The 13,298-nt window shown below is 65.2% G+C and carries 10 protein-coding genes; 3 read left to right on the forward strand and 7 right to left on the reverse strand.

From position 1 onward, the window contains the following. Positions 1 to 11: 11 nt before the first annotated feature. The 3 genes from LQG66_RS06300 to LQG66_RS06310 form a co-directional block, all read right to left on the reverse strand. Entirely contained in the window at positions 12 to 1,571 is a 1,560-nt protein-coding gene (locus LQG66_RS06300; RefSeq protein ID WP_231324483.1) for an SPOR domain-containing protein, read from the reverse strand. Between the two features lie 95 nt (positions 1,572 to 1,666). Beyond that, the gene (gene argS / locus LQG66_RS06305) at positions 1,667 to 3,463 is read right to left on the reverse strand and encodes an arginine--tRNA ligase (protein WP_231324485.1); all 1,797 of its coding nucleotides are present in this window, start codon (positions 3,461 to 3,463) and stop codon (positions 1,667 to 1,669) included. Positions 3,464 to 3,471: 8 nt separating this feature from the next. Continuing rightward, a complete protein-coding gene (locus LQG66_RS06310; RefSeq protein ID WP_231324487.1) occupies positions 3,472 to 4,638 on the reverse strand; it encodes a deoxyguanosinetriphosphate triphosphohydrolase in 1,167 nt (388 codons plus the stop codon). 110 nt (positions 4,639 to 4,748) lie between these two features. On the opposite strand from LQG66_RS06310, the gene erpA reads away from it, so the two are divergent. Continuing rightward, positions 4,749 to 5,090 carry an iron-sulfur cluster insertion protein ErpA gene (erpA, locus tag LQG66_RS06315; protein ID WP_231324489.1) on the forward strand — a complete coding sequence of 114 codons (342 nt, stop codon included), beginning with the start codon at positions 4,749 to 4,751 and terminating at the stop codon, positions 5,088 to 5,090. Between the two features lie 18 nt (positions 5,091 to 5,108). Here erpA and LQG66_RS06320 read toward each other — a convergent pair whose 3' ends face one another. The 3 genes from LQG66_RS06320 to LQG66_RS06330 all read right to left on the reverse strand — a co-directional run bounded on the left by LQG66_RS06320 (position 5,109) and on the right by LQG66_RS06330 (position 9,925). After that, positions 5,109 to 7,424: a PAS domain-containing sensor histidine kinase gene (locus tag LQG66_RS06320; RefSeq protein WP_231324491.1), complete on the reverse strand. Its 2,316-nt coding sequence runs from the start codon at positions 7,422 to 7,424 to the stop codon at positions 5,109 to 5,111. 826 nt (positions 7,425 to 8,250) lie between these two features. Next, positions 8,251 to 8,991: a metallophosphoesterase family protein gene (locus tag LQG66_RS06325; RefSeq protein ID WP_231324493.1), complete on the reverse strand. Its 741-nt coding sequence runs from the start codon at positions 8,989 to 8,991 to the stop codon at positions 8,251 to 8,253. Positions 8,992 to 9,265: 274 nt separating this feature from the next. Continuing rightward, positions 9,266 to 9,925 carry a hypothetical protein gene (locus tag LQG66_RS06330; RefSeq protein ID WP_231324496.1) on the reverse strand — a complete coding sequence of 220 codons (660 nt, stop codon included), beginning with the start codon at positions 9,923 to 9,925 and terminating at the stop codon, positions 9,266 to 9,268. Positions 9,926 to 10,177: 252 nt separating this feature from the next. Between LQG66_RS06330 and LQG66_RS06335 the strand changes: the two genes are divergently transcribed. Then, positions 10,178 to 10,495: a hypothetical protein gene (locus LQG66_RS06335; RefSeq protein WP_231324498.1), complete on the forward strand. Its 318-nt coding sequence runs from the start codon at positions 10,178 to 10,180 to the stop codon at positions 10,493 to 10,495. A 550-nt stretch (positions 10,496 to 11,045) separates the two neighbouring features. On the opposite strand, the gene LQG66_RS06340 is transcribed toward LQG66_RS06335, so the two are convergent. Next, complete coding sequence (locus tag LQG66_RS06340; RefSeq protein WP_231324500.1) at positions 11,046 to 11,951, reverse strand: LysR family transcriptional regulator; 906 nt, start codon at positions 11,949 to 11,951, stop codon at positions 11,046 to 11,048. A gap of 93 nt (positions 11,952 to 12,044) precedes the next feature. Between LQG66_RS06340 and styA the strand changes: the two genes are divergently transcribed. Beyond that, complete coding sequence (gene styA, locus LQG66_RS06345; RefSeq protein WP_231324502.1) at positions 12,045 to 13,295, forward strand: styrene monooxygenase subunit StyA; 1,251 nt, start codon at positions 12,045 to 12,047, stop codon at positions 13,293 to 13,295. Positions 13,296 to 13,298 lie beyond the last annotated feature (3 nt).

Consider the following 13,298-nt stretch of genomic DNA (forward strand, 5'->3'; position numbering starts at 1 on the left):
TCAAGCAAGCCTTACTGGTTGCTAAACGGGAAACACTGTCCGCCGGCAGTTTTCAACGTTCCGCACATCTTGTTGGCCTCTTCCTTCGTCGCGAAGGGGCCGACAGCCGCGCGGTACTTGACACCGCCCTTCTCGCCCAGGTCCATGCGCTTGATGATCGGTTCGTACTTGCCGAGCACGGCGCCGTACTTGTCCTGCACGGCCTTGTACGACGTCATCGCCTCGGTCTCGCTGGCCTGCGACGAGATCGACACCAGATAGCCGCCGGTGGCGCCGCTCGTCGTCTGCTCCGTCACCGGAACCGCGGTGGCGATGCGGGCGGGCGTGGTCGCCGGCATCGATGGTTGCGGCGTGAGCGACATCGGGGTGTCGTTGGTCGCGGACGCATTGGCATTGGCAGGTGATTTCTTGCCTGCCTTCGCCGGCCTGGTGGCAGGCGGCGTCGCCATGGCAGCACCGCCCGGATCGGCCGCCGGCTGATTGCCACCGCTCACGGACAGCGTCTTGATCGGCCGCGGATCACTATTCGGCAGGATGCCGTTCGCGTTCGCCATTTGCGAGGGCATCCCGTTCGATGCAGCACTTGAAGGCGACGTCGGAGCTCCATTCTGACTCAGCTGCGGGAACACGACCCGCGGATTGCCGCCGCGGGTATTGAGGTCCATCGGCGCCTCTTCGCGCGACACCAGCTTCTCGCCGCCGTCGTTTCCGAGCAGCCGGTCCGGCACCTTCGGTGTCGTATCCTGCTGCGCCATGATCTTGGTCGGGCTGTTATCGGCCCTGATGATCGGAGGCTCGCCGGTCCGGGCAGAGGACAGATAGGTCTTGTAGCCATAGGCACCGCCGGTACCCACGACCGCCAGAGCCAGCACCGCAAGGACCGTGCTCATCCCGCCGCGACGGCGCGGACGCTCCTCTTCCTCGCCCTCGTCGTAGCCGTCCTGGTAGCCGTACTGACCGTCCTGGAACTCGTTGTCGCCCTGGTACCCCTGCTGATCGGAGCCCACCTGCCCGAACAGCGCATCGTCATAGCGCGTGGAGTCCTGCTCGTTGTCATCGAAGCCGCGGTTGTAATCGGCGTCGTTCTCGGCAAACCGGTGACGCTGCTCGCCGACGCTGTCATCGAGCTTGGACAACTGGTCGGCAAACTCCTGGTTCGGATAGCCCTGCTGCCGGGAGCCTGCGCCCGGTGCGAAATTCTGGTCGGGATAGCCTGGCTCCCGGCCGCGCGGATCCTGATAGCCGCCTTGGAAGGATTGCGCGGGTGCGGCCTGCGGCTCACGTCCCATATCGGCGAAGGGGTTGGCGGCCGCGGGCTGCGGCGGCAGGTTCGGCGCACGTTGCATCCATGCCGGTGCACCAGCGGGAGGCATGCCGGCGGCCGGCTGTTCAGGGGGAGGAGCCGCGGGCCGGGCGGCCGCACGCGGGGTAGCGCGGCCCGACTGCGCAAAAGGATCATTCTGCCCGATCAGGCGGGCAAGCTCGGCGAGCGGATCGGCATCGGCCTGCTGGTTTCCACCGCGGCCGTAACCATCTGCGGGAAAGGGTCTGTCCTGGTAACGATCAGCCATCGTAATGAAGCGTCCCTGCGGGTGAGCCGCACATGCGTTCTAAGGCGGACCCTGCCAGATCGAGGCGCCCAACTGAAGTCGCGTGTTTCCCCCAATCAGCGCATTGCATTAGGAGCATTAACGCCCAAGATCGCAAGTCCCGACGCCAGAACCGAGATGACGCCCTGAACCATGGCCAAGCGCGCCCTGGTCAATTCTGCATCATCATCGATAATGAAGCGTAAATAGGGCAAATCCCGCCCCCGAGTCCAGAGGGCGTGAAATTCGCTTGCAAGATCATAAAGATAGAAGGCGATCCGATGCGGCTCGTGAGCCAGAGCCGCGCTCTCAACAATACGTGGGTACAGCGCCAACTGTTTCAAGAGGTTCAATTCGGCCGGATCCGACAGTTTTTCGAGGCTGGCCTGGCCAAGGAACGCGAACCGCGCGCCGGCATCCTCGGGAACGTCGGGGAAGATCTCCCGCGCATTGCGGAAAATCGAATGTCCCCTCGCGTGGCCATACTGGACGTAGAACACCGGGTTGTCGCGCGACTGCTCGATGACCTTGGCGAGGTCGAAATCGAGCACGGCGTCGTTCTTGCGGTAGAGCATCATGAAACGGACCGCATCGCGCCCCACTTCATCAACAACTTCCCGCAGCGTCACGAAGTCGCCGGAGCGCTTCGACATCTTCACCGGCTCGCCATTGCGCAACAGCTTGACGAGCTGGACGACCTTGACGTCGAGCACCGCCTGCCCGGCCGTCACCGCCTTCACCGCCGCCTGCATGCGCTTGATGTAGCCGCCATGATCGGCGCCGAACACGTCGATCAGGTCGGCGAAGCCGCGCTCGAACTTGTGCCGGTGATTGGCGATGTCGGATGCGAAGTAGGTGTAGGAGCCGTCCGACTTGATCAGCGGACGATCCACGTCGTCGCCATATGCGGTGGCGCGAAACAGGAGCTGCTCGCGATCCTCCCAGTCTTCGACCGCCGCGCCCTTCGGCGGCGGCAGGCGGCCTTCATAGACGTCGCCGCGCTCGCGCAGGAAATCGATGGTCTCGGAGACCTTGTTGTTTCCCTGCTTGATGAGCGAGCGCTCGGAGAAGAACACGTCATGCCTGATGTTGAGCGCCGCGAGATCGTCCTTGATCTCGGCCATCATCATCGTGATCGCCTTGTCGCGCACCACCGGCAGCCATTGCGCTTCCGGCATCGCCTTGAGCTTGTCGCCATGCTCGGCCACGAGCGCCTGCCCGACCGGCTTCAGATAGTCGCCGGGATAAAGTCCTTCCGGAATGGCGCCGATGTCCTCGCCGAGCGCCTCGCGATAGCGCAGGAAGGCGGAACGCGCGAGCACGTCGACCTGGGCGCCGGCATCGTTGATGTAGTACTCGCGCGTGACGTCGCGGCCGGCGAACTGCAGCAGGCTGCACAGCGCATCACCGAACACGGCGCCGCGGCAATGGCCGACATGCATCGGCCCGGTCGGATTGGCGGAGACGTACTCCACGTTCACCTTCGGCGCGCCCGGAACCGGAGCGATCCGGCCGTATCCCTCGCCTTCGCGCAGGATCGTGCGCAGCGCCGCCGCCCAGACGGCCGGCTGCAGGGTCAAATTGATGAAGCCAGGGCCGGCAACGTCGACCTTCGCAACCAGCGCGTCGGCGCGTAGCCGCTCGGCAATCTGCTCGGCGAGATCGCGCGGCTTGGCTTTTGCCTCCTTGGCAAGCACCATGGCGGCATTCGTCGCCATGTCGCCGTGGCTCGGATCGCGCGGCGGCTCGACGACCACGCGCGAAAAATCGATGCCCTCCGGCCAGCCGCCGTCCTTGGCGAGCGCGGCGCAGACGGCATGCACGCGCGCGAGCATGTCCGCGAAAAGGTGGAGGTTGGAAGCTTGTTCGACCATGCCGCCGCCTAACGCAAATCCGGGGTCGAGTCAAAAAGACGATGGTGCTCGGTTAGGGCGAAACGGTCCGTCATCCCGGCGATAAAATGGCTGATGCGGCGGGCGCGATCCCCCTCGCCCTCGCAGCCCTCCAGCCAGCCGGCCGGCAGCGTCGCGCCGTCCTCCTGATAGCGGCCGAACAGGTCGGCCACGATTCGCTCGGCGTCGCGCATCACCCGCATCACCCGCTCGTGCCGGTACATCCGCTGCCAGAGAAAGGCCTTGATCGTGGCCTCGTGCCCGGCGACCTCGCCCGGAAACGCCACCAGCGGGCCGGCGTGCCGCCGCACGTCGTGCGGCGACAGCGGTTGCGTCCGCTCGATCCTGCTCTGGGCCTCGGCGGCGACGGCCGCGATCAGATAGGAGATCAGCTCGCGCACCAGTTCGGCGCCGCGCCTGATGTCGTCGAGGCCCGGATACTGGCGGTCGATCTCAGCGATCATGGCGGCGAGCAGCGGAACCTCCCTGAGGTCGTCCACGGTGAACAGGCCGGCACGCAGGCCGTCGTCGATGTCGTGGGCGTCGTAGGCGATGTCGTCGGACAAGGCCGCGACCTGGGCCTCGAGCGAGGCGTAGCTCCGCAGCTCCAGGTCGAAGCGGGCATTGAACTCGGCAATCCCTTGCGGGACCGGCTGCTGCAACGGCCCGTTGTGCTTGACGATGCCCTCGAGCGATTCCCAGGTCAGATTGAGGCCATCGAAATCCGGATAGCGCTGCTCGAACGCGGTGACGATTCGCAGGGTCTGGGCGTTGTGGTCAAAGCCGCCATGCGCCTCCATGCAGCGGTTGAGCGCCCGCTCCCCGGCATGACCGAATGGCGGATGGCCGATGTCATGCGCCAGCGCCAGGGTCTCGGTGAGATCCTCGTCGAGCCCGAGCTGGCGCGCCAGCGCGCGGGCGATCTGGGCGACTTCCAGCGAATGGGTCAGGCGGGTCCGGTAATGGTCGCCCTCGTGGAAGACGAACACCTGGGTCTTGTGCTTGAGCCGCCGGAAGGCGGTCGAATGGATGACCCGGTCGCAATCGCGGCGAAAGGGGCTGCGGGTGCGGGACGGCGGCTCGGCGAACAACCGGCCCCGGCTGCGATCGGGATCGCAGGAATAAGGAGCGCGGGGGGCAGCCATTCCAACCGACACGGGCGATTGTTCCCTTTGAGATTTGATTCCTCGACGCGAGCCACTTAACTATGGGGAGTGCCCGACACCAAATGAATAGGGCATGACGAGCCTCCCGGAGACCATTTGCCATGACTGAAGCCTCGACCGGCCCCGTCACCATCAGCGAACGCGCCGCCCGCCGCATCGGGGAAATCCTCGGCAAGGAGACGGCCGGCGCCATGCTGCGCATTTCGGTCGAAGGCGGCGGCTGCTCCGGCTTCCAGTACAAGTTCGACGTCGACCGCGCCAAGGCCGACGACGATCTGGTGATCGAGCGCGACCGCGCGGTCGTCCTGGTCGATCCGGCCTCGGTGCCGTTTCTCGCCGGCTCCGAGGTCGATTTCGTCGATGACCTGATGGGCGCCTCGTTCCGGATCAACAATCCCAATGCCACCGCCTCGTGCGGCTGCGGCACCAGCTTTTCGGTCTAAACTCCCCTTCGTCTCGGCTCAGGCCTCGGCGGCCACGACAGGGCTGTCGGACGGCGCAAGACTGGGCGCCTCGACGCTCGATGCAGGCGTCCCGATCGCCTTCAGTATCGCCGCGACCATGGCCGGCTTGCGCAGCGGCTTGGCCAAAAAGTCCGTCATGCCGGCCTCGCGGCACTGCTTGATGTCGTCAGGGAAGGCGTTCGCGGTGAGCGCGATGATCGGCAGCTCGGCAAGCCGCCCACCCTTGGCCCGGATGGTCCGGGTCGCGGTGATGCCGTCCATCTCCGGCATGCGGACATCCATTAGCACCAGATCGAACTCCTGTTCGTCCGCCGCCTTCACCGCCTGCAAGCCATCCGGAACGATGCATTTGTCGACCGCGAACTCCTGCAGCATCTTCGACACCACCATGCGGTTGGTGGCGTCATCCTCCGCGATCAGCACGCGCAAGGGACGGCCGAGCGCTTCGATCCGCGCCTTGAGGTCACCGGCGCCGACCCGGTCGCCGCGCTGATCGGACACCTGCTTGTCGCTCCACGGCAAGGTCAGGCTGAAGCGGAAGGTCGAACCTTCGCCCGCGACCGACGACACCGCAATCGATCCGCCCATCTGCTCGATGATGCGCCGGGAGATCGCCAGCCCAAGCCCGGTGCCGCCGAAGCGACGGTTGATCGACGCATCGGCCTGGGCGAAATCGGTGAACAGCTTGCCGACACGATCGGCGGGAATGCCCATGCCGGTGTCGGAGACGCGCCACTCGATCGTCGCCTTGTGATCGTCGCGGGTGCGGCAGGCAACGGCGATGGTGACGCCGCCCTGCTCGGTGAACTTCACCGCGTTGGAGGCGAGGTTGATCAGCACCTGGCGAATGCGCGCGACGTCGCCCTTGAGCGCCGGCGGCAGCTTCGGATCGATGTCCGAATTGACCAGCAGGCTCTTCGATTTCGCGTTGACGCCGATGATGGCGGTCACCGCCTCGACCAGAGCGGCCGGCGAAAAATCGACGGTCTCGAACTCCAGCTTGCCGGCGTTGAGCTTGGACAGATCGAGGATGTCGTTGAGGATGCGCTGCAGATTGTCGCCGGACTCACGGATGGTCATGACGGCGTGGCGCTGCTCGTCGTCGAGCTTGGTCTCCAGCAAGGTCGAGGCGAGCCCGAGCACGCCGTTCATGGGGGTGCGGATCTCGTGGCTCATCATCGCCAGGAAGTCGGACTTGGCCCTGCTCTCGGCCTCCGCCTGCTCGGCCCGCCAGCGCTCGGTGACGTCGCGTCCGAAGCCGCGATAGCCGGCGAACTTGCCGTCATAGTCGCGCGCCGGCCGCGCGGTCAGCGCCCAGCGGCGGCGCTCGCCGCCGGCCACGACGACATGGATCAGGATCTCAGGGATCGAGAGCCGCTTGGTCATGCGGTCGGCAAACGTGGAAAGCGTCGCCGTATCCGTCGGGCAGAGATATTTCAGCGTGTCGATGAGCCGCTCGCCCTTGAGCTGATCGAGCGGGAGCTGCGCCACATCGGCAAAGCGCTGCGGCGCGTCGATCAGGCGGCCCTCGGAGTCGGTCTGCCACAGCCAGCTCGAGGCGTTCTCCTGGAACTCCTTGAGCAGCAGCGAGATCGTCTCGTTCTGCCGCTCGTGACGGATCTGCGCCTTCAGGTTCTCCAGGAACACGTTGCCGTGCGACACCAGGTGACGCACCATGAAGGACGTGTAGAGCAGCAGGAACACGACGAGCACGAGATAGGGCGCGCCGCCGCACAGAAACAGCGACCCCACCGAGCCGAGCATCAAGGTCCAGGTGTAGGCGAGGCCTGCCCGCGGCACGCTCGACATCGCGAAGGCGCCGCCGGAGATCATCCCGGTCATCAGCGAGCCCACGATGATCTGCAGATGCGCATCGACCTGCGGCATCACGATGAGCGGCAGCGATCCCCAGATGCAGGCGAGGAAGAACGCCTGCAGCGTCATGCGACGGATGGCGCGTTCCGACGCCTCCTGCGGCCGCGACTTGCGCGCGCGCCACCAGCCACGCATCGCCATGCCGCCCGCCACGGCGATCGCAGTACCCCATGCGATGAGAAAGGGATTGGAGACGGTGTTCCAGAACACGCCGAGAATGATGGCGGCGTTCGCGAAATTGATACCGATGGTCACCGGGACGAGGCGCGCGACGGCATCGATCTGCCGCGCGCGGATGCGACGGCGGTCGCGCTCGGTCAGAGCTTCGTCGTCGAGACCTTCGATGGCGCCGAAGCCGCCGATCCAAAGAAAGAAGGCACCCAGCGGACTGCCGCCGGCAGTTCGCTTCGAGGTCGAGGGATCCCCAGGCCAATTCATGAGGGTGCAGAACCTTCCGTGTGATCCTCTTGCCAATGCCTCATCGGCTGCTTCAGCCACGTTAATTGTCTCGCCCGTAGAATTACGGAAAAGACGATCTGCGACCCTCTGCGATCGTCAGCGCAACGCAATTGCCGCGGTCTGCTCCGGTTCGACCGTGAGCTGACGGGCCACCGAACGCGGGTCCGCATTCTCGCGGCATGATCGGCCCGAGGTCTTGCGTGTTGAATTCACCCTCATGACAAGCGAGGGCGCAGGGAATGCCGGGTGCTGGCCGCAACCCATGGCCCGCCTGCAGAAAAAAAGCAGGCGGCAGTCACCACAGGTCCAGCCGGTCAACCGGCATTCCCTGCGCGATGGATTTACGCCTTATGCGTACTCTCCCCGGGGACCGGGCTGTCTTGCCCCCGTGACCGGCGGATCATCATCACCACCGGCGTAGCATCAGCGTCGGGATGCCAGGACCATACGTTTTCGACGTGCGCCTCGTGCCGTTCGTCCGCACGGCAAAGCCATGCTGCGACCCGAAGCGCCCACCGCATCCCACCCCGCGTTCCGTGACGATCGCGATACGCCCCTCGTGCCGGGGCGGGACGGCATGAGACAACCACAATTTCTGATAAAAAGAAAGCGCGATATTTTTCGCCACGGGACTGGACAGGCCAAATCAGCTTGAAGGAGCTGATGAAAATCGTTTGTGCGCGCAGACGGATTCGACGTCGTCGGCACCGGCCGAAGTTCGCAAGACAAACAATGCCGCACCAATTGGATTTGCGCGACGGGCACGCACGACGGCGCAGCGTCGCGCCGCGCCTGGGCAGATCCCTCAGATCACGGCACCCGATGCGTAGGCGCAGGCCCAGTGCGGAAAGCCGTTCTCCATCGCGCGCGCGGCTGCGCGATCCCAGTCGTAGGTCAGCGCCAGCAGCTCCGCCTGCCAATGCCCCCGCCGCTCCGTCAGCACGGCATAGCGCGCGTGTGGCGAGCGATATTCGAGCTGGGCCGCGACCGGGATGTCGCCGAACACCGGGCAGCCGACACTGCCGGGATTGACGACCATGGGTCCGCGGGGCACCTGCACCACCGCCTGCCGATGGCTGTGCCCGCACAGCACGAGCGCGGCGCCATCCAGGTTGACGAGACGTGTGGTCAGCACGTCGCGGCGCGCTGGGACGTAGCGGCCGTCGTCGAGCATCTCTTCCAGAAGGCAGGTGCTGTCGTCGTCGGGTGTGCCGTGAACCGCGAGGATGCCCTGCTCCAGCGCGACTCGCGCGGGAAGCGCATGCAACCGACGGCGCTGCTCGACGGTGAGCGCCGCGCGCGCAAAGCGCCCTGCCGGCGACAGCTTCTCTTCGGGCCATTCCTCGATCCAGCGGTCGTGATTGCCGCGCACCGTCGGCAGCGCCAGCGACTGCAGCAGCTCGAAGGTTTCGCGCGGCCATAGCGGGCTGGTCACGCAGTCGCCGAGATTGACCGTGGCATCGACGCTGCGCGTTTCGATGTCGGCGAGCACGGCCTCCAAAGCGGGCAGATTGCCATGCACGTCGGAAATCACGGCCAGCCTCATTGGACAACTCCTACGCCCGCAATTCGTATCTGAATCAGTTGGGACAAAGCTCTATCATCTTTCGTCATTGCGAGCGAAGCGAAGCAATCCAGAATCCTTGCGTCGCCCTGGATTGCTTCGCTTCGCTCGCAATGACGGCGCAAACGTAGGGTGGGCAAAGCGCCGCCGAAGGCGGCGCGTGCCCACCATCTGTCCGACTATGGAACGGTGGGCACGGTGCTCGCGACGCCGTCGCGTCGCTGCACGCCTTTGCCCACCCTACGGAATGCGCCTATCAAGCACGCGTGGAGACGGTCGCCAGCATCGGAGTCCTTCCAGCATAGCGCAGCAGCAACCGATGCGTCGGATAGAAGATCACCAGAGGCAAGCCGATCAACAGCAGCGCAAACCACGCCGTCCCCGGCATGAAGCTCTGCGCCGCGGCATCGCTCAGTCCGAACACGTAGTTGATGTTGACGGGCAGATTGCCCGCGGCGGGCGGCGGCGGCATCAGGAAGTAGCAGACCGACAGCAGCGCCCAGGCGCCGACCGTCCAGACCGCGAAGGCGCGCCGGTCGTAGCCGAGCCGCCACACCAGCCAGGCCAGCACGAACGGCAGCCAGAAATGGAAGAACGACAGGCCGCGCGTGAACAGCGGCAGCTTGGCGTCGAACATGTAGGACGTCATGCCGGTCAGCGGCACGCCCGCGGCGGTGCCGAGGAAGTCGACGACCCACAGCGCCTGCGGCAAGAGGATGCCGACGGCGGGCGCCGACGCCAGCAGCGGGCTCTCCAGCCAGACCGCGGCGAGCGTGGTCAAGAGCGCAACGTCGCAGAAATAGAGGAAGTTGGTGGGGCCGTAGGCCATGAGATAGGTCGGTACCAGCACCGCGCAGAACGCGCTGTAGGCGAGCTTGAACCACAGCGGAATGCCAGCCTTAGCAACCGTGTCCATCGATCCCCTGTCCCTGCAATATGACTGTTTCGCAATCGCGCGGAGATTGTGCGGAGACGGGCCGGCGCGTCAATCGAACTGCCGACGAATTCGTGCTCAGCGTTAATGAGAGTTTGAACGTATCTATTGATGAGGCACGAGACCCCGTCGGCACCCGCGCTCGAGACGCCCCGTTCGCGTTGAAGAGCAATTGAAGCTATGCCAATCTCGCCGCGAGGCACCTTATCGTCGCCCCCCTGAGGAGACAGAAGCATGGTGGGAGTGTTCGCCGGACCCGCCGCCGCCTTCGTTACGCTGTTCGGCCTCGCTGCGCTGGGTATGCTGTGCATCGCCGTCTACTGGCTGTTCAACAAGCATGTCAGGTTGAGAGAGCTGGCACGCGTGCGCGAGCTGCTTGCTCGCTACAATCCATCGGACCCTGAATACAACACGGTGAGAGCGCTCTACACGTCGATGGTGATCGATGCGGAGCGTTGGAGCTTTTTTCACAGCGATTCAGCGTCGATGGATCACGGCGGCGATGGTCATCACGTCAGCAGCGATGCCGCTGGAGGCGGTAACCATCACTGATCTTACTGATTCCAGCGAGCCGAGCGGTCGCGATGTCCGCCGTCATTCCAGGGCAATCGTCAATGCGAAGGCGTGTTGACGATTGATGCCCGGAATGAACGCAAGACAATGTCGAGATTCCGGGTTCAAGGCCTTGCCCCGTATTGACGGTGGATATGACGCAGTCGGACCAATCGTCGTCGTTCGTAGCAACCATTAAACGCATGGCATGCGGTGCTCGTGACTGCGCCCTCTCCCCTTGCGGGAGAGGGCATGCAGGACAGCGCGGCGAGCTCGTTCGGGTGAGGGGTCTGCCTCCGCGCGCGTTGTCTGCGGAGAGATACCCCTCACCCGACCGCGTGCGTGGATGGGTCGGCGATGCCCTCTCCCACAAGGGGAGAGGGCGCTGTATCGTGCAGCGTGACACTGGCTAAGCTAATCAGTCGGTGGGCAAAAGCGAGCGCCGCAGGCGATCGCGTGCCCACCAACTTGGGTCACGCCCAGTCGCGGTGGGCACGGTGCTCGCGACGCTGGCGCGTCGCTGCGCGCCTTTGCCCACCCTACGATTCTCTCATTGCGGCGCGGCGATCGCGAACACGTCGGCGCGCTCGATGATCAGGTCGCGGAACAGGCGGGCGCGGTGCGACATCCATTGCGGGTCGGGATAGACGACGTGGAGCGGCAGCGACGGCACGTCGTAGTCGGGCAGCAGATGGATCAGCTTGCCCGACGCGATGTGGCCGACCGCGCACCAGTCGGGCAGCACGGCGACGCCCAGACCCTCGAGCGCGGCCAGGGTCATGATGTCGGCATCGTCGCAGGTCAGCGATGGCGTGATGCCGACGACGTGACGGCCGGTCTCGGACTCGAAGCTCCACTCGTTCTTCGGCGACAGCCGCGAATAGGTCACGCACGGCAGCTGACGCAGATCGTTGGGCAGTCGCGGCTGACGGTGCCGGGCGAGCAGCGTGGGCGCCGCGACCAGCAGTCGCTTCACGGTGCCGACACGTCGCGCCACCAGCGAGCTAGAGCTGAGCACGCCGATGCGGATGGCGAGTTCCGTTCCGGTCTCGACGAGGTCGACGAACTGCTCGGTGAACCGGATGTCGAGCCGCACCCCGGGATAGCGGCGGCCGTACTCGGCAAAGATGTCGCTGAAGAAATAGCGGCCGAACGAGGTCGGCACCGTCATTCGCAGGGTGCCCGAGGGAGCGCCGGCCCGGCGCGGCGCCGGCACACCCGCGCTCTCGAACAGGGTGACGATGTCCTTGGCGAGCTTCAGGACCCGATCGGCCTCCGCGGTCGGACGCAGCTTACGCGTGGTGCGGACGAACAGCCGGCAGCCGAACTGCTCCTCCAATAGCGCGATCCGCTTGGTGATCGCCGGCTGTCCCAAGCCGAGATCGGCCGCGGCCTGGGTGAAGCTGCCGGCCTCCATGACGCGGATGAAGGTCTGCAGCGCGTCGATCCGGTCCATCCATTCCTCCCCGGAATGAGTTTTATTCTTGCCATTCCGTATACGTCAGGAGGAGGACTGGTCTAGCCTGTAAAAAAATACGGGAGGGAGACCATGGAGAAGTCGATTGGCATCGTCGGGGCCGGCATCGGCGGGCTGCATCTGGCGCTCTATCTGCAGCAGCACGGCATCAAGCCGACCGTCCTGACCGACCGCGCCCCCGAGCAGTATGCAGCAACGCGGCTGATGAACACGGTGGCGCACCACGGCGTCACGGTCGCCCGCGAGAACGAGCTGGGCGTGAACCATTGGGACGATCCTGACGTCGTCTATCATCACCATGATCACTTCTTCAATTTCCCGGGCAGCCCCCTGCTGTTCCGCGGCGCGTTCAAGCAGCCGAGCCGCGCGGTCGACTATCGGATCTATTTGCCGGCGCTGATGAAGGATTTCGAGGATCGCGGCGGCGCGATCGAATATGCCAGCATTCAGGACGACGACGTTCCGGCGCTGGTCGCGCGCTTCGATCTGCTGGTGGTGTCGACCGGCAAGGGCGCGCTCGGCCGTATGTTCAATCACCGGCCCGAGCTGTCACCCTACAATCAGCCGCAGCGCCTGCTCTGCGTCGGCCTCTATGACGGCGTCGATCACGGCAGTCCGGATGGCGGCGACCCGCGCGGCGTCACGCTGTCGGTCTCGCCGGGGCATGGCGAGATGATCGTGATCCCGACCCTGACGTTCGGCGGCATGAAGACCGCGCTCTTGATGGAGAATATTCCCGGCGGCGACATGGCTGATCTGGTGTCGCTCAACTACGACGCCGATCCGGCGGCCTTCCGGCAGACGCTGCTCGACAAGCTCGAGACGCACCATCCGCACACCTACAATCGCATCGATATCAACCGCTTCGACCTGGTGCAGCCGCTCGACCTGCTGCAGGGCGCGGTCGTGCCGACGGTGCGGCGCTCCTCGGTCAGCTTCGATGACGGCAAGCTCGCCGTCGCGCTGGGTGACGTGCACTCGGTGGTCGATCCGCTGATGGGCCAGGGCGCCAACATGGCGTCCTATGCCGCATTCGAACTCGGCAAGGCGATCACCGAGGCGGTGGCGTTCGACGACCGCTTCGTCGAGACGGTCGATCGCGCGCGCGAGAACCGGGTGCTCGCCGCCGCGCGCTGGACCAACCTGATGCTGCAGCCGCCGTCCGAGGCGATGGGCCGGCTGATCTTCACCATGGCTGGGAATCGCGAGCTTTGCGACGAGTTCACCGACAACTTCAACTATCCGGAACGGCAGTGGGACCGGCTGGCGAGCGACCGGCGCATTCATGCCTGGATCGACGACAGGACCAGGCTCGCAGCCTGACGT

This window comes from Bradyrhizobium ontarionense (assembly GCF_021088345.1).
Lineage (GTDB): Bacteria > Pseudomonadota > Alphaproteobacteria > Rhizobiales > Xanthobacteraceae > Bradyrhizobium > Bradyrhizobium ontarionense.